The organism is Pseudomonas sp. NY8896 (genome assembly GCF_039634505.1).
On the sequence record NZ_CP132350.1, the window covers coordinates 777,501 to 795,091 of the forward strand.

Here is a 17,591-nt window from a genome sequence, read left to right on the forward strand (position 1 = left end):
AGTCATGGTTAAGTGGGAAACGATGTGGGAAGGCTTAGACAGCTAGGAGGTTGGCTTAGAAGCAGCCACCCTTTAAAGAAAGCGTAATAGCTCACTAGTCGAGTCGGCCTGCGCGGAAGATGTAACGGGGCTCAAACCATGCACCGAAGCTACGGGTATCACCTTTTGGTGATGCGGTAGAGGAGCGTTCTGTAAGCCTGTGAAGGTGAGTTGAGAAGCTTGCTGGAGGTATCAGAAGTGCGAATGCTGACATGAGTAACGACAATGCGAGTGAAAAACTCGCACGCCGAAAGACCAAGGTTTCCTGCGCAACGTTAATCGACGCAGGGTTAGTCGGTCCCTAAGGCGAGGCTGAAAAGCGTAGTCGATGGAAAACAGGTTAATATTCCTGTACTTCCAGTTATTGCGATGGAGGGACGGAGAAGGTTAGGCCAGCCTGGCGTTGGTTGTCCAGGTTTAAGGTGGTAGGCTGGAATCTTAGGCAAATCCGGGATTCTAAGGCCGAGAGCTGATGACGAGTTGCCTTTAGGCGACGAAGTGGTTGATACCATGCTTCCAAGAAAAGCTCCTAAGCTTCAGATAACTGGGAACCGTACCCCAAACCGACACAGGTGGTTAGGTAGAGAATACCAAGGCGCTTGAGAGAACTCGGGTGAAGGAACTAGGCAAAATGGCACCGTAACTTCGGGAGAAGGTGCGCCGGCGAGGGTGAAGGACTTGCTCCGTAAGCCCATGCCGGTCGAAGATACCAGGCCGCTGCGACTGTTTATTAAAAACACAGCACTCTGCAAACACGAAAGTGGACGTATAGGGTGTGACGCCTGCCCGGTGCCGGAAGGTTAATTGATGGGGTTAGCGCAAGCGAAGCTCTTGATCGAAGCCCCGGTAAACGGCGGCCGTAACTATAACGGTCCTAAGGTAGCGAAATTCCTTGTCGGGTAAGTTCCGACCTGCACGAATGGCGTAACGATGGCGGCGCTGTCTCCACCCGAGACTCAGTGAAATTGAAATCGCTGTGAAGATGCAGTGTATCCGCGGCTAGACGGAAAGACCCCGTGAACCTTTACTATAGCTTTGCACTGGACTTTGAATTTGCTTGTGTAGGATAGGTGGGAGGCTTTGAAGTGGGGACGCCAGTTCTCATGGAGCCATCCTTGAAATACCACCCTGGCAACTTTGAGGTTCTAACTCAGGTCCGTTATCCGGATCGAGGACAGTGTATGGTGGGTAGTTTGACTGGGGCGGTCTCCTCCCAAAGAGTAACGGAGGAGTACGAAGGTGCGCTCAGACCGGTCGGAAATCGGTCGTAGAGTATAAAGGCAAAAGCGCGCTTGACTGCGAGACACACACGTCGAGCAGGTACGAAAGTAGGTCTTAGTGATCCGGTGGTTCTGTATGGAAGGGCCATCGCTCAACGGATAAAAGGTACTCCGGGGATAACAGGCTGATACCGCCCAAGAGTTCATATCGACGGCGGTGTTTGGCACCTCGATGTCGGCTCATCACATCCTGGGGCTGAAGCCGGTCCCAAGGGTATGGCTGTTCGCCATTTAAAGTGGTACGCGAGCTGGGTTTAGAACGTCGTGAGACAGTTCGGTCCCTATCTGCCGTGGACGTTTGAGATTTGAGAGGGGCTGCTCCTAGTACGAGAGGACCGGAGTGGACGAACCTCTGGTGTTCCGGTTGTCACGCCAGTGGCATTGCCGGGTAGCTATGTTCGGAAGAGATAACCGCTGAAAGCATCTAAGCGGGAAACTTGCCTCAAGATGAGATCTCACTGGGATCTTGAATCCCCTAAAGGGCCGTCGAAGACTACGACGTTGATAGGTTGGGTGTGTAAGCGCTGTGAGGCGTTGAGCTAACCAATACTAATTGCCCGTGAGGCTTGACCATATAACACCCAAGCAATTTGTGCGTCAGCCAAATTGCGGTGGTGAAGATGATACGAACCGAAAGTTCGCAACGAACCACACAATCACATATCCGAATTCGCTGGGCTGTCCATCTGGACATTCTGGCTACAGAATTTCTTGACGACCATAGAGCATTGGAACCACCTGATCCCATCCCGAACTCAGCAGTGAAACGATGCATCGCCGATGGTAGTGTGGGGTTTCCCCATGTGAGAGTAGGTCATCGTCAAGATTCATTTCGCAAAACCCCTATCTGCGCATGCAGGTAGGGGTTTTGTCTTTTGGGCCAGAAAAAGATTTGTCTCCACGCATGCCATGGTCCAAGGCATGCCTCGTGATATGGTTTTGCACCGGAATCAACCGCTCCCAGGGAATGCACTATGGCTACTACCACTCTCCACCCCGGCTTCATGATCGTCCACGGCAACCGCCTCGACGACCTGCGCAGCCTGGTAGTGAGCTGGATGCGTCGCTATCCCCTGGCGCCGCTGGAAAACGAAATAGCCTTGGTGCAAAGCAATGGCATCGCCCAATGGCTCAAGTTGGCCCTGGCCGAAGACCCGCTGGAAGATGACCTGGGCGGCTGTGGCATCGCCGCCGCAATCGATGTGCAACTACCCGGTAGCTTCATGTGGCAGCTATACCGCAGCGTGCTGGGCCGTGACGAAATTCCCGAAGTTTCCCTGCTCGACAAGGCCCCACTCACGTGGCGCCTGATGCGCCTGTTACCCGCCCTGATCGAACGCCCCCATTTCGAGCCGCTGCGGCGCTTCCTTACCGACGACAGCGACCTGCGCAAGCGCTACCAGCTAGCCGAACGGCTAGCGGACCTATTCGACCAGTACCAGGTCTACCGCGCCGACTGGCTCAAGGACTGGGCCGCAGGCGAGCATGTCCTCAACACCGCCCGTGGCGAGCGCAAAGCGCTGCCGCCGGGCAACCGTTGGCAAGCCGAGTTGTGGCGAGCATTACTGGAAGATGTTGGCGAGCAGGGTATGGCGCAGAGCCGTGCCGGGGTTCACCAACGCTTCATCGAGCGGATCAATAGCCTGGAGCAGGCACCTGCAGGGCTGCCACCGCGGGTGATCGTGTTTGGCATCTCCTCACTACCCGCCCAGGCCCTGGAAGCACTGGCCGGTCTGGCGCGTTTCAGCCAGGTGCTGTTGTGCGTTCATAACCCATGCCGCCACCACTGGGCCGACATCGTTGCCGACAAGGACCTGTTACGCCACCAGTACAAACGCCAGCAACGCAAGCAGGGCATGCCCCTGCAACTGGATGACCAGTCGTTGCACCAGCATGCCCATCCGTTGCTGGCCGCCTGGGGCAAACAAGGCCGCGACTACATCAACCTGCTCGACAGCTACGACGACCCGGGCAGCTACCAGGGCGTGTTCAGCGATGGCCGCATCGACCTGTTCAGTGACGGTTCGCCCACCACGCTGCTCAATCAACTGCAGGACGACATCCTGGAGTTGCGCCCGCTCACCGAAACCCGTGAGCTGTGGCCGCCCGTGGACACTGCAAAGGATCGCTCGATCCGCTTCCACATCGCCCATAGCCCGCAACGTGAAGTGGAAATCCTCCACGACCAACTGTTGGCCCGCTTCAGCGCCGACGCAACTTTGCGCCCGCGTGACGTGATCGTCATGCTACCGGCCATCGACACTTACGCGCCGCACATCCGCGCTGTCTTTGGCCAGTTGCAGCGCAACGACCCGCGCTACATCCCGTTCACCCTGACCGACCAGGGCCAGCGCGGCCGCGAACCTTTGCTGATCGCTCTTGAGCACTTGCTCAAACTGCCAGACAGCCGTTTCGCGGTCAGCGAAGTGCTTGACCTGCTGGACGTGCCGGCAGTGCGCGCTCGCTTTGGTATTCGCGAAAACGACCTGCCCACGCTACACCGCTGGATCGAGGGGGCCGGCATACGCTGGGGCCTCAACGCCGAGCAGCGGGCCAGTCTTGGTTTGCCCGCCGGGCTCGAACAGAACAGTTGGCGCTTCGGCCTGCGGCGTATGCTGTTGGGCTATGCAGTGGGTGTGGGCGTGGCCTGTGACGGCATTGAACCCTACGATGAAATCGGTGGCCTGGACGCTGCACTGATCGGCCCACTGGTCGCGCTGCTCGATGCGCTCGAAGTCGCCTGTCAGGCCTTGTCCGAGCCCGCCACCGTCACGCAGTGGGGCGAGCGCCTGCATGCTTTGCTACAGGTGTTTTTCCTGGCCGAGGGCGAGCGTGACGAGTACCTGCTGATGCAACTGCAAGATCTGCGCGATAGCTGGCTTGAAGTGTGCGAGACCGTTGGCCTGCAAGACCCGTTGCCGCTGACCGTGGTGCGTGAAGCCTGGCTGTCGGGCCTCGATCAGGGCAAGCTGTCACAGCGCTTCTTAGCCGGCTCGGTGAACTTCTGCACCCTGATGCCCATGCGCGCCATCCCGTTCCGGGTGGTTTGCCTGCTGGGCATGAACGATGGCGACTACCCGCGCGCCCAGCAACCGCTGGACTTCGACTTGATGGCCAGCGACTACCGCCCCGGTGACCGCTCTCGCCGCGAAGACGACCGTTACCTGCTGCTGGAGGCGCTGTTGTCGGCACGCGACCAGCTGTATGTCAGTTGGGTCGGGCGCAGTATCCGTGACAATAGCGAACGCCCGGCCTCGGTACTGATCGGCCAGTTGCGCGATCACATCGCCACGGGATGGCATCTGGCCGGCATGCAGCAGGGGCAGCCAGCCGAACCGGGCGAGCAACTGCTGCACGCTCTGACTCAGGAGCATCCCTTGCAGCCGTTTAGCGCACGCTACTTCCAGAAAGGCAGCCCGTTGTTCAGCTTTGCCCATGAATGGCAACTGCTGCACCAGCATGGCGAGACAGATGAACAGGGCGAGCCCGGCCTGCCGCCATACCTAGGTGATGAAGCCCTGAGCCTGACCCAACTGAATGACTTTCTGCGCCATCCGGTACGGCACTTTTTCAGCCAGCGCTTGAAGGTGTACTTTGAAGCGCTGGAAGCACCAACCCCGGACGAAGAACCCTTCGTCCTCGATACGCTGCAACGCTATGGCGCCAGTGAAAGCCTGCTTGGCGCAGCCTTGGCCGAGCCGGACAATGCCGAACAGGCCTTGCGTGCCCAGGCCCGGCGCCTGCAGGCCTGCGGTTTGCTGCCGCTGGCCGGTTTCGGAGAATCGCTGCAAAGCGAGTTGATCGAACCGCTACCCGATTTGTTGCAACGTCACCAACAGCTGCTGCAACGCTGGCCTCAGCTGGTCGAGGGCGCTTTGCCGGTGCATTTCGAGCACGCTCAGCACCGTCTCGAAGGCTGGTTGGGCCGGGTGTTCCAGGCTCAGGACCAGAGCCTGCTCAGCATCACCACGGTACCCAACACAATCAGCGCCGGGCGCAACAACCTCAAGTGGCATCGTCTGATCGCACCTTGGGTTACGCACCTGGCCGCCTGTGCGGCCGGCTATCCCTACAACAGTGCACTGGTAGCCAGCGACCTGACCCTGTTACTTGCACCGCTACCGCAAGCACAGGCTGCTCAGCTGTTGGGCGACCTGCTGGTGGCCCGTCAGGCGGCGATGAATGCGCCGCTGCCCGTCGCGGCCAAGACCGCGTTCGCCTGGCTGGCCCAGGACGACGCCGACAAGGCTTTGGCCGCCGCAGCCCGTGCCTATGAAGGCGACGAGCGCACCAGCTTTGGCGAGCGAAGTGAGAGCATCGCTCTGGCCCGCCAGTTCCGCGACTTTGCTGCACTGACGGCTGACGAAACCTTTGAAGGCTGGTGCGAAACCTTGTACCGCCCGTTGTTCACCGCCCCTTGGCAGACCCTGGGCAACCCGGAGAAAGGCGCATGACCCAGGACCGTCCCCTGGCACTGAGTTTCCCCCTGCACGGCAGCCAGCTGATCGAGGCCAGCGCCGGCACGGGCAAGACCTTCACCATTTCGGCGCTGTACCTGCGCCTGATCCTTGGCCACGGTGGCGAACAAGGCTTCGACCGCGAGTTGCTGCCACCGCAGATACTCGTGGTGACCTTCACCGACGCTGCCACCAAAGAGCTGCGCGAACGTATCCGCGCCCGCCTGGCTGAGGCTGCACGGTTCTTCCGTGGCGAACTGGAAGGCGCCGACCCGCTGTTGCACCAATTGCGTGATGATTACCCGCAAGAAGCCTGGCCGCGTTGTGCCGGCCGCTTGGAAATCGCCGTGCAGTGGATGGACGAAGCTGCGGTATCGACCATCCATGGCTGGTGTCAGCGCATGCTGCGCGAGCATGCCTTCGACAGCGGCAGCCTGTTCACCCAGACCCTGGAAACCGACCACAGCGAGTTGCTGGGCCAGGTCATGCGCGATTACTGGCGGCGTTTTTGCTATGGCATGCAAGGCGATGCACTGGCCTGGGTGCGCGGCAACTGGGGTAGCCCCGACGCTTTGCTGCCGCGCATTCGCCCACTGTTTGGCCGCGTGCGTGCTCAGCAGGATGGACCAGAGCCGGCAGCATTGATCCAGGCATCGCTGCAGCAACGTGGCGAGCAGCTGGCCCGGCTCAAGGCGCCATGGGCGCAGTGGGCCGAGCAACTGCGGCAAATCTGCCGCGATGCGCTGGCCGCCAAGCAGGTCGACGGCCGCAAGATGCAGGCCCGTTACTTCGAGCCCTGGTTCGACAAGCTCTGTGCCTGGGCGGGTGATGAACAGCTGGTTGACCTCGACTTGGGCACGGGTTTTACCCGCCTGACCCCGGCGGGCATGGCCGAGGCCTGGAAGGGTGAACCGCCTGAGCACCCCGGCCTCAACGCCATGCAGAGCTTGCAGCAACAATTGCAGGCCTTGGACAGCCCGGATGCGCCCTTGCTTGAGCATGCTGCCAGCTGGGTATCGGCACGTTTCGAAGTAGAGAAGCGCCGGCGCGCGGAAATGGGCTTCGACGACATGCTCGTGCGCCTGCAGCACGCCTTGGCCAGCGAGGCCGGCGAGCGCTTGGCCGGTTTGATCCGCGAGCAGTTCCCGGTAGCGCTGATCGACGAATTCCAGGATACCGACCCGGTTCAGTACGGCATTTTCGAGCGCATCTATCAGATCAGCGAAAACCGCGCAGACACTGGCCTGTTCATGATCGGAGACCCCAAGCAGGCGATCTACGCCTTCCGTGGTGCCGACATCTACACCTACCTCGCTGCACGGCGCGCCACCCGCGACCGCCTGCACAGCCTGGACACCAACTACCGGTCCAGCAAGGCCATGGTCGCAGCGGTCAACCAGGTGTTCCTGCAGGCCGAAGTGCGTGAAACGGGGCGGGGAGCATTCCTGTTCCGCGCGGCGGATGACAACCCGTTGCCGTTCATCGAGGTGCGCGCCAAGGGCCGTGGCGAACAGCTGCTGATTGACGGCGAAACCAGTGCAGCCCTGCAGTGCTGGCAACTGGAAAGCGAAGAGGCGGTTTCCAGCAGTGTCTACCGCCAGCAGCTGGCAGCCAGCTGCGCCAGCCATATCGTCGCGCTGCTCAATGGTGGCCAGCAAGGCACGGCAGGCTTCCAGAATGCCGAAGGCGAGTTGCGTCCCTGCCTGCCCTCGGACATCGCCATCCTGGTGCGTGATGGCCACGAAGCGCAGGTGGTCCGCGCCGAGCTGGCCGCGCGCGATGTACGCAGTGTGTACCTGTCCGACAAGGACTCGGTGTTCGCCGCCCAGGAAGCCCACGACCTGCTGGCCTGGCTCAAGGCCTGCGCCGAGCCCGACTCGGAGCGCCTGCTCAAGGCCGCACTGGCCAGCCTTACACTGGGCCTGTCATTGGCCGCGCTGGACCAGCTGAACCAGGACGAGCGGGTCTGGGAAGGCTGGGTCATGCGTTTTCGCCATTATCGCGATACCTGGCAACGCCAGGGCGTGTTGCCCATGCTGCGGCACCTGCTGCATGACTTCCAGCTGCCGCGCACGCTGATCCGCCGCAGCGATGGCGAGCGGGTACTGACCAACCTGCTGCACCTGGCCGAATTGCTGCAGCAGGCTGCTGGTGAGCTGGACGGCGAACAGGCATTGATCCGCCACCTGGCCGAGCACCTCGCCAATTCCGGGCAGGCCGGTGAAGAGCAGATCCTGCGCCTGGAAAGCGACGAACAGTTGGTCAAAGTCGTGACCATCCACAAGTCCAAGGGCCTGGAGTATCCCTTGGTTTACCTGCCGTTCATCTGCACCAGCAAGCCGGTGGACGGCAGCCGCCTGCCGCTGGCCTGGCATGACAGCGAAGGTAACGCCCACCTCACCCTCACCCCGGATCAGGAACAGATCGAGCGCGCTGACGACGAGCGCCTGGCCGAAGACCTGCGCCTGCTCTATGTGGCCCTGACCCGCGCCCAGCATGCGTGCTGGTTGGGGGTCGCCGACCTCAAGCGTGGCAACCAGAAGAGTTCGCAGCTGCACCGATCGGCATTGGGTTACCTGCTGGGTGGCGGCCTTGCCCTGACAGGCTCGCAGCAGCTGACGGACTGGTTGCAGGCGTTGGCGTCTACATGCCCGCACATTACCTGCCCGGGCCTGCCGCAGGCCAATGAGCAGGCGTATCGCGTGCCGCACGCCGAGCGTGAGCTGCTGCCCGCACGCAAGCCCCGCCGCGCGGCCGCCGAGCACTGGTGGATCGCTTCTTACAGCGCCCTGCGCGTAGGCGACCAGACCCTCGGTGCCGACAGCTCACAGGCCCAGCAACTGCTGGATGACGAGGCGGTCGATGCCCAGGTGTTGCGCGAGGTCCCGGCTGACAGCGGCGATATCCACCGTTTCCCGCGGGGGCCAAACCCAGGCACCTTCTTGCATGGCTTGCTGGAATGGGCGGGTCGTGAAGGCTTTAGCCAGGTCAGCGGCAACCCACAGCTGATTGAGCGCACCGTTGGCCAGCGCTGCAACCGTCGCGACTGGACCGGCTGGATCCCCACCCTGAGCCAGTGGATGCAACGCTTGCTGGGCGAGGCGTTACCGCTGCCAGGCAGCGACCAGAGCGTAATGCTGGGCCAGTTGCATCATTACCAGATCGAAATGGAGTTCTGGTTCGCCAGCCACCAGGTCGATGCTGAACAACTCGACCGCCTTGTCGCACGCCACACCCACCCCGGCCTGGCGCGCCCGGCGGCGCAGCCGACCGTGCTCAACGGCATGTTCAAAGGGTTCATCGACCTGGCCTTCGAGCTGGACGGGCGTTACTACGTCACCGACTACAAGTCCAACTGGCTGGGCCCGGACATCCAGGCCTACGACACCCAAACCATGGAAAAGGCCATTATCGAGCACCGCTACGACCTGCAGTACGTGCTGTACCTGCTGGCCCTGCACCGGCAGTTGCGTGCCCGCCTGCCGGACTACGATTACGACCGCCATGTTGGCGGTGCCCTGTTCATCTTCCTGCGTGGTGCCAGCAGCAGCGGCCATGGCGTGTATCACGCCAAGCCACCGCGTGAGCTGATCGAAAGCCTCGATGCGCTGTTTCGTGGCGAGCACCCACCCGTACAGCAGGACCTGTTTGCCGGAGCCGTGAAATGAGCCGAAGCCTTGTCGACCTGTTGCCCACGCCGTTGCACGCCGAGCACCTGCTGGCGCTGGCACCACAGCATGACAGCGGTGACCTGCTGCAACTGCTCGACCGCTGGGTAGAACGGGGCTGGCTGCGCGCGCTGGACCGCGCATTCGTGTCGTTCCTGGAAGAGCGCGCTCCCGGCAGTGATCCCTTGTTATTGCTGGCGGCGGCGCTGGCCAGTCATCAACTGGGGCACGGGCATGTCTGCCTCGACCTGCAACAGACCTTGGCCGAGCCTGATTTCGCCCTGTCGTTGCCGCCGGAGGGCGATGCGCTGACAGGCCCCTTGCTGCTTCCCTCGCAACTGCTGGCCAACCTCGATTTGAATGCCTGGCGCCAGCGCATCGCTGCCAGCGCGCTGGTGGCCGAGGGCGATAGCCCAGGCCAGCAAGCGCGGCCACTGGTGCTCAGCGGCCAGCGTCTGTACCTGCGCCGCTACTGGAACTATGAACGGCGTATCGACCATACCCTGCGCCAGCGCCTGACCCAGGCCGAAGCGCCGCTGACCGACCTGACCGATCGCCTGGCTCAGCTGTTCGACGGTGGTGCGCCAGCTGGCCAGGTAGACTGGCAGAAGCTCGCTTGCGCGCTGGCCACCCGTGCCGGTTTCAGCATCATCACGGGTGGCCCCGGCACGGGCAAGACCACCACTGTGGTGCGCCTGCTGGCCTTGCTGCAAGGGCCGGCAGTGGAGCAGGGCAGGCCGCTGCGCATCCGCTTGGCCGCGCCGACCGGCAAGGCCGCTGCGCGCCTCACCGAATCCATTGGCCAGCAGGTCGAGCGCCTGCAGGTCAGCGCCGAAGTGCGTGGGCACATTCCCACAGAAGTCAGCACCGTGCATCGTCTGCTCGGCAGCCGCCCGGGCTCCCGGCACTTCCGCCACCATGCTGGCAACCCGTTGCCATTGGATGTGCTGGTGGTCGACGAAGCATCGATGATCGACCTGGAAATGATGGCCAACCTGCTCGATGCCTTGCCGCCTCGGGCACGCCTGGTACTACTGGGCGACAAGGACCAGTTGGCGTCGGTGGAAGCCGGTGCGGTGCTGGGCGACTTGTGCCGGGATGCCGAAGAGGGCTATTACTCGCCGGCGACCGCAGCATGGCTGGAACAGATCAGTGGCGAGTCACTGGCCGGCACTGGCCTCAAGGCTGGCGACGAACAGCGCAATCCACTGGCCCAGCAAGTGGTGATGCTGCGTTTTTCGCGACGCTTCGGTGAGGGCAGCGGCATTGGCCAACTGGCCCGGCTGGTCAACCGGCAGGACTCCCATGCGGCGCGCAACTTGCTGGCCACGCCACCCGCCGACGTGCACAGCCTGGCACTCAAGCACGAGCAGGACCGTGCTTTCGACCGCCTGTTGCTCGATGGCCTCAACCGCGGCAGCGACGGCCCGCAAGGCTACCGCAGCTACCTGCGTACCCTTGGCCGCTATCGGCCAGCACTCGAAACCGCTGCTGACGACCCAGCGTGGGAGCAATGGGCCGGCAAGGTGCTGCACAGCTTCGAGGACTTCCAGTTGCTGTGCGCAGTGCGTCGTGGCGCCTGGGGCGTCGAAGGCCTGAACGAGCGGGTGGCGCGGGTGCTGCACAATGCTGGCTTGATCGACAGCCAGCAGCACTGGTACGAAGGGCGCCCGGTACTGGTGACCCGCAACGATTACGGCCTGGGCCTGATGAACGGTGACATCGGCATCGCCCTGCACTTGCCGGATGAGCGCGGTGAGCCGCTGCTGCGCGTGGCCTTCCCGCGTAACGATGGCAGTGGCGGCGTGCGTTTCGTCCTGCCCAGCCGGCTCAACGAAGTGGAAACGGTGTTCGCCATGACCGTGCACAAGTCCCAGGGCTCGGAGTTCAGCCACACGGCGCTGGTGCTACCGGATGCGCTCAACCCGGTGCTGACCAAGGAACTGGTGTACACCGGCATCACCCGCGCCAAGCACTGCTTCAGCCTGGTCGAGCCTCGGCAGGGCATTTTTGAAGAAGCGGTGGCGCGCAAGGTGCGGCGTATTTCAGGGTTGATGCTGGAACAAGTCTGATACCGAACGCGGTCCCTTGTAGGAGCGGCCTTGTGCTATCGTTGCGCCAATTCGAGAAAGGATTTTAAGAGACTCCCCACATGCACGTGGCCGCAAGGCGAGTGACAAGCTGTGCGCTTTCGCTATTGCTGGCCGCCCTGTTCCTTTACACAGGCCCTGCCCAGGCAGACTCCGCCACAACCGCCGCTCGGGCTCAACAACGCGCCCAGGCAGTCACCCAGGTCGTATTGGGTATCTTCAGCTACGCCCGCTGGCCTATAGAACCCTCACCCTTGCGCTTGTGCCTGGTCGGTCCGACCGAATACGCCGATGACCTGATCAAAGGCCATGTCCAGGAATCCGGTCGCCCCCTGCAGGTGCGGCGCCTGTTGGCAGAAGATACCCAGGTCGCCCAGGCCTGCGATGCCATCTATATCGGCAAGCTTGACCAGGGCCAGCGCGACCAGCTGTTCCAGCGTGTCAGGGGCCATCCGGTGTTGAGCATCAGCGAGGCGGATGACCCCTGCACGGTCGGCAGCCTGTTCTGCCTGCGGGTCAGCGACCAGCAGGTGGCCTTTGATGTCAACCTCGACTCGGTGGCGCGCTCTGGCGTGCGTATTCATCCCAGTGTGTTGCAATTGTCGCGTCGCCGGGCGGTGCAGCCATGAAACCGACCCGCAAGCGTAGCGTGCGCCCCACCCTGCGCTCGGTGCTGGGCCGTGGCCACCTCAGCGTCGCCTTGCTTGCCGTGGGCCTGGCGGGTATTTCCTTGACCCTGCTGGGCGTGCTCGCCCTGCGTGTCTACGCCAACCAAAACCTGCAGCTGATTGCCCGCTCGATCAATTACACCGTAGAGGCAGCGGTGGTGTTCGATGACAGCGCCGCCGCCAATGAATCGCTGGCGCTGATCGCCAGTACCGAGGAAGTGGCCGAGGCCAAGGTCTTCAACGACGAAGGCGAGCTGTTGGCGCACTGGCAACGCGGCGACACCGACATGCTCGCGCAACTGGAAGTGCAGGTTGCCACCGCGTTGCTGGATGAGCCGGTCAACCTGCCGATCCTGCACCAGCAACAACAGGTCGGGCATATCGAACTGGTCGGCCAGGGCCGTAGCCTGTTGCTGTTCCTGCTCAGCGGTCTGGCCGGCATCCTGTTCTGCACCATCCTCAGCGCCTTGGCTGCCCAGTACCTGTCGCGGCGCCTGCTCAGCGATATCACCCGCCCTCTGCGTGGCCTGGCCAGTGTCGCCCACGCCGCCCGCCGCGAGCGTAGCTTCGACCGGCGTGTGCCGGAAGCGCCGATTGCCGAGCTCAACGAGCTGGGTAACGACTTCAATGCCCTGCTGGACGAACTGGAGGTGTGGCACAGCCACCTGCAGAGTGAAAACCAGAGCCTGGCCCACCAGGCCAGCCACGATAGCCTGACTGGCCTGCCCAACCGGGCCTTCTTCGAGGGGCGCCTGAGCCGCAGCGTGCGCAATGCTGCACGGCAGCAGGACCACTTGGCCTTGCTGTTCCTCGACAGCGATCACTTCAAGCAAATCAACGACACCCTCGGCCATGCCGTAGGCGACGAGGTGCTGATCAGCGTGGCCGACCGCGTACGCGCCCAGTTGCGCGAACACGACCTGGTGGCGCGCCTGGGCGGTGATGAGTTCGCCGTGCTGCTGACACCTTTGCAGTCGCGCAAGGACGCCGAACACATCGCCGAGAAGATCGTTGCCAGCATGAAGCTGCCGGTGCAGCTGGACAGTGGCCGCAGTATCGCCACCTCACTGAGTGTCGGTATTGCCTATTACCCGGATGACGGCGCTGACCCCGCCAGTCTTCTCAATGCCGCCGATGCGGCGATGTACCAGGCCAAGCGTAAACGCCGTGGCCATTGGCAAGTGGCGCAGACGGAACGGTCCGCCAACGAAATCAAGAACAGGAGCTGAACCCGTGATACAGGCTTTACGTTTCCCGCTGTGGGCCTTGTTGCTCGCCGTGCTGGCACTGTCTGGCTGCCAGACCGCCCCTCCCAAGGGCCTTACCCCCGAACAGATTGCCGTGCTCAAGCGCGAGGGATTTACCCCGACCGACGAAGGCTGGGCGTACGACTTGTCTGGCAAGGTGCTGTTCGGCAGTGACCTGGACAGCCTCAACGGCCAGAGCCAGTCGATTGTCGAGCGCATTGGCAAGGCACTGCTCAGCGTTGGCATCCAGGGCGTGCGGGTGGACGGGCACGCCGACGCCTCGGGCAAGGCGGCGTATAACCAGCAATTGTCCGAACGCCGCGCTCAGAGCGTGACCAAGGCGCTGGTCGGGGTCGGCATGCAGCCGCAGAACATCCAGAGCCGTGGCCTGGGCAGTACCCAGCCGGTGGCGGACAACCGCACCAGTGCCGGGCGTACCGAGAACCGGCGCGTGTCTATCGTGGTGGCGTCTTACTGACGGGAGGGTTTGGGGTTGCACAGCAACCCCATCATTCCTGAGCAAAGCGCATCTGGCGTGTGTCACCCATCAGCAACGGCGCATTCGTCTCCGTCACACCTCGGATGTAATCCCACAACAGGGTAATCCGCTTCAACTTTCTCAAGTCCTCCCGGCAGTACATCCAGAACTGGCGCGTCACCTCGATCTCCTCCGGTAACACCGTCACCAGCCGAGGGTCCTGCGCGGCGAGGAAGCACGGCAAGATCGCCAACCCTCGCCCCTGCAACGCTGCGGTGTACTGCGCGATCACGCTGGTGCTGCGCAAATGCGCGCTGGCGCTGGGGATGAGGTTGGCCAGGTACAGCAGCTCGGAGCTGAACGCCAGGTCATCCACGTAACTGATGAACGGATGTTTGGCCAAGTCCGCCACCTGGCGGATCGGCGCGTGGTTGTCCAGGTAGTCTTGGGTCGCATACAGCCGCAAGCGGTAGTCGCACAGTTTGCAGCACACATAAGGCCCATGCTCCGGCCGCTCCAGCGCGATGACGATGTCCGCCTCGCGTTTGGACAGGCTGATGAAGTGCGGCAGCGGCAGGATGTCCACCGAAATCGCCGGGTAGGCATCGACGAAATGGCTGAGCTGCGGGGTGATGAAGAAGCTGCCAAAGCCCTCGGTGCAGCCCATGCGCACATGCCCCGACAACGCCACACCCGACCCGGACACCTGCTCGCAGGCCATGTGCAGCGTGCTCTCGATCGATTCGGCATAACCTAGCAAGCGCTGGCCCTCGGCGGTCAACACAAAGCCGTTGGTCCGCGACTTTTCGAACAGCAAGGTACCCAGCGCGCCCTCCAGCGAGCTGATGCGCCGCGACACGGTGGTGTAGTCCACACTCAGCCGTTTGGCGGCACTGCTGGCCTTGCGGGTGCGGGCCACTTCAAGGAAGAACTTCAAATCGTCCCAGTTGAGCGCGCTCAGGGATGTGAGGTCTTTTTGCATGATGATCCGGTTTTTTTGTGCGTTCTTGTTGGATGTTTGCACATCTATACTCGAAACAAGCCTCAGGACGCCACCTCGCGTTTGCCCGGCGCTGGCGATCTCGTCCCGACAATAATTCCAAGGAGAACGCAGATGAACGCACCGCAATCCCCTAACAGCACCAAGGTCGAGCAGGTGAAGCTGCTGATTGACGGCCAGTGGGTCGAGTCCAAAACCACCGAATGGCGCGACATCGTCAACCCGGCCAGCCAGGAAGTGCTGGCGCGCGTACCGTTCGCCACCGTCGAGGAAGTCGACGCTGCCGTGGCCGCGGCCCACCGAGCCTTCCAGACCTGGCGCGACACCCCGATCGGCGCGCGCATGCGCATCATGCTCAAGCTGCAGGCGCTGATCCGCGAACACACTAAACGCATTGCCCAGGTGCTCAGTGCCGAACAAGGCAAAACCCTGGCCGATGCTGAAGGCGATATTTTCCGCGGCCTGGAAGTGGTCGAGCACGCCGCCTCCATCGGCACCCTGCAGATGGGCGAATTTGCCGAAAACGTCGCAAGCGGTGTCGACACCTACACCCTGCGCCAGCCGATCGGTGTGTGCGCCGGCATCACCCCGTTCAACTTCCCGGCGATGATCCCGCTGTGGATGTTCCCCATGGCCATCGTCTGCGGCAACACCTTCGTGCTCAAACCTTCCGAACAAGACCCGCTGTCGACCATGCTGCTGGTGGAGCTGGCGCTGGAAGCCGGTGTGCCGGCCGGTGTGCTGAACGTGGTGCACGGCGGCAAGCAGGTGGTGGATGCCATTTGCACCCATCAGGACATCAAGGCGATTTCCTTCGTCGGCTCAACCGAAGTCGGCACCCACGTTTACAACCTCGGTAGCCAACACGGCAAGCGCGTGCAGTCGATGATGGGCGCCAAGAACCATGCGGTGGTGCTGCCCGATGCCAACCGCACGCAAACCATCAATGCTTTGGTAGGTGCTGCCTTTGGTGCGGCGGGCCAACGCTGCATGGCCACCTCGGTGGCGGTGCTGGTGGGCAAGGCCCGCGAATGGCTGCCAGATATCAAGGCAGCCGCCAGCAAGCTCAAGGTCAATGCCGGCTGTGAGCCAGGCACCGACGTTGGCCCGGTGGTTTCCAAGCGCGCCAAGGAGCGCGTCCTGGGCCTGATCGAAAGCGGTATCAAGGAAGGCGCCAAGCTTGAGCTGGACGGCCGCGACGTCAAGGTGCCGGGTTACGAGCAAGGTAACTTCGTTGGCCCGACCCTGTTCTCGGGCGTGAAGACCGATATGCAGGTGTATACCCAGGAAATCTTCGGCCCGGTGCTGGTGACCCTGGAAGTCGATACCCTCGACGAGGCCATCGCCCTGGTCAACGCCAACCCGTTCGGCAACGGCACCGGCCTGTTTACTCAAAGCGGCGCGGCAGCACGCAAGTTCCAGAGCGAAATCGATATCGGCCAGGTCGGCATCAACATCCCGATTCCGGTACCGGTACCGTTCTTCAGCTTTACCGGCTCACGTGGCTCCAAGCTCGGCGACCTCGGCCCGTACGGCAAGCAAGTGGTGCAGTTCTACACTCAGACCAAGACCGTCACTGCCCGCTGGTTCGATGACGACAGCGTCAACGACGGTGTGAACACCACCATCAGCCTGCGCTAAGGAGAAGTCATGCGTATCGCATTCATCGGCCTGGGCAACATGGGCGCGCCCATGGCCCGCAACCTGATCAAAGCCGGGCACCAGCTGAACCTGTTCGACCTGAACAAGGCCGTGCTGGCCGAGTTGGCAGAACTGGGCGGGCAGATCAGCCCGTCGCCCAAGGACGCGGCAGCCAACAGCGAACTGGTGATCACCATGCTGCCGGCCGCAGCCCACGTGCGCAGCGTGTACTTGAACGAGGACGGCGTGTTGGCCGGTATTCGTCCCGGCACGCCGACCGTTGACTGCAGCACCATCGACCCGCAGACCGCCCGTGATGTGTCCAAGGCCGCAGCGGGCAAAGGTGTGGACATGGGTGACGCGCCGGTGTCCGGTGGTACTGGCGGCGCGGCGGCTGGCACCCTGACCTTCATGGTCGGCGCCAGTGCCGAGCTGTTCGCCAGCCTCAAGCCGGTACTCGAGCAGATGGGCCGCAACATCGTGCACTGCGGGGAAGTCGGCACCGGGCAGATTGCCAAGATCTGCAACAACCTGCTGCTGGGTATTTCGATGATCGGCGTGTCCGAGGCCATGGCCCTGGGCAACGCGTTGGGTATCGACACCAAGGTGCTGGCCGGCATCATCAACAGCTCGACCGGGCGTTGCTGGAGCTCGGACACCTACAACCCGTGGCCGGGTATCATTGAAACCGCGCCGGCATCGCGTGGCTACACCGGTGGCTTTGGCGCCGAACTGATGCTCAAGGACCTGGGGCTGGCTACCGAAGCGGCACGCCAGGCTCACCAGCCGGTGATCCTCGGGGCTGTGGCCCAGCAGCTGTATCAGGCCATGAGCCTGCGCGGCGAAGGGGGCAAGGATTTCTCGGCCATCGTCGAGGGGTATCGCAAGAAGGATTGACAAGCGAGGACTTCATCGCGGACCGGGCGGCCTTTCCTCTGTAACTGCGCACCAGAGGGAAGGGGACCCGCCCGCGATTTTTTTATTGTGTTGGCAGCCATATTGTTTGCAAGTTACGTAATGCGC

General features: G+C 62.4%; 9 protein-coding genes and 2 rRNA genes (1 of these 11 only partly in view). 10 read left to right on the forward strand and 1 reads right to left on the reverse strand.

Translation table 11 applies throughout. From position 1 onward, the window contains the following. The 8 genes from Q9451_RS03395 to Q9451_RS03430 all read left to right on the forward strand — a co-directional run. Positions 1 to 1,893 (forward strand): 23S ribosomal RNA (locus tag Q9451_RS03395) (it extends 1,000 nt beyond the left edge of the window). A gap of 136 nt (positions 1,894 to 2,029) precedes the next feature. Then, positions 2,030 to 2,145, forward strand: a 5S ribosomal RNA gene (gene rrf, locus Q9451_RS03400). A 148-nt stretch (positions 2,146 to 2,293) separates the two neighbouring features. Further along, positions 2,294 to 5,773, forward strand: a complete 3,480-nt coding sequence (gene recC / locus Q9451_RS03405; protein ID WP_071984687.1) for an exodeoxyribonuclease V subunit gamma — start codon at positions 2,294 to 2,296, stop codon at positions 5,771 to 5,773. After that, complete coding sequence (recB, locus tag Q9451_RS03410; RefSeq protein WP_012274207.1) at positions 5,770 to 9,444, forward strand: exodeoxyribonuclease V subunit beta; 3,675 nt, start codon at positions 5,770 to 5,772, stop codon at positions 9,442 to 9,444. Before recC ends, recB begins: the two co-directional genes overlap by 4 nt. Then, positions 9,441 to 11,516 (forward strand): exodeoxyribonuclease V subunit alpha, encoded by a 2,076-nt coding sequence (gene recD / locus Q9451_RS03415; protein ID WP_012274206.1) that lies wholly within the window; start codon positions 9,441 to 9,443, stop codon positions 11,514 to 11,516. The genes recB and recD overlap by 4 nt, the downstream gene beginning before the upstream one ends. A gap of 80 nt (positions 11,517 to 11,596) precedes the next feature. Then, positions 11,597 to 12,163 carry a YfiR family protein gene (locus tag Q9451_RS03420; RefSeq protein ID WP_012274205.1) on the forward strand — a complete coding sequence of 189 codons (567 nt, stop codon included), beginning with the start codon at positions 11,597 to 11,599 and terminating at the stop codon, positions 12,161 to 12,163. Further along, positions 12,160 to 13,431: a diguanylate cyclase gene (locus Q9451_RS03425; RefSeq protein WP_012274204.1), complete on the forward strand. Its 1,272-nt coding sequence runs from the start codon at positions 12,160 to 12,162 to the stop codon at positions 13,429 to 13,431. Before Q9451_RS03420 ends, Q9451_RS03425 begins: the two co-directional genes overlap by 4 nt. Positions 13,432 to 13,435: 4 nt before the next feature. Further along, positions 13,436 to 13,927, forward strand: a complete 492-nt coding sequence (locus tag Q9451_RS03430; RefSeq protein ID WP_012274203.1) for an OmpA family protein — start codon at positions 13,436 to 13,438, stop codon at positions 13,925 to 13,927. A gap of 31 nt (positions 13,928 to 13,958) precedes the next feature. On the opposite strand, the gene Q9451_RS03435 is transcribed toward Q9451_RS03430, so the two are convergent. Next, positions 13,959 to 14,909 carry a LysR family transcriptional regulator gene (locus tag Q9451_RS03435; protein ID WP_012274202.1) on the reverse strand — a complete coding sequence of 317 codons (951 nt, stop codon included), beginning with the start codon at positions 14,907 to 14,909 and terminating at the stop codon, positions 13,959 to 13,961. A gap of 132 nt (positions 14,910 to 15,041) precedes the next feature. On the opposite strand from Q9451_RS03435, the gene Q9451_RS03440 reads away from it, so the two are divergent. Beyond that, positions 15,042 to 16,568: a CoA-acylating methylmalonate-semialdehyde dehydrogenase gene (locus Q9451_RS03440; protein WP_012274201.1), complete on the forward strand. Its 1,527-nt coding sequence runs from the start codon at positions 15,042 to 15,044 to the stop codon at positions 16,566 to 16,568. Between the two features lie 9 nt (positions 16,569 to 16,577). After that, the gene (mmsB, locus tag Q9451_RS03445) at positions 16,578 to 17,465 is read left to right on the forward strand and encodes a 3-hydroxyisobutyrate dehydrogenase (RefSeq protein ID WP_012274200.1); all 888 of its coding nucleotides are present in this window, start codon (positions 16,578 to 16,580) and stop codon (positions 17,463 to 17,465) included. The last annotated feature ends 126 nt before the right edge of the window (positions 17,466 to 17,591 follow it).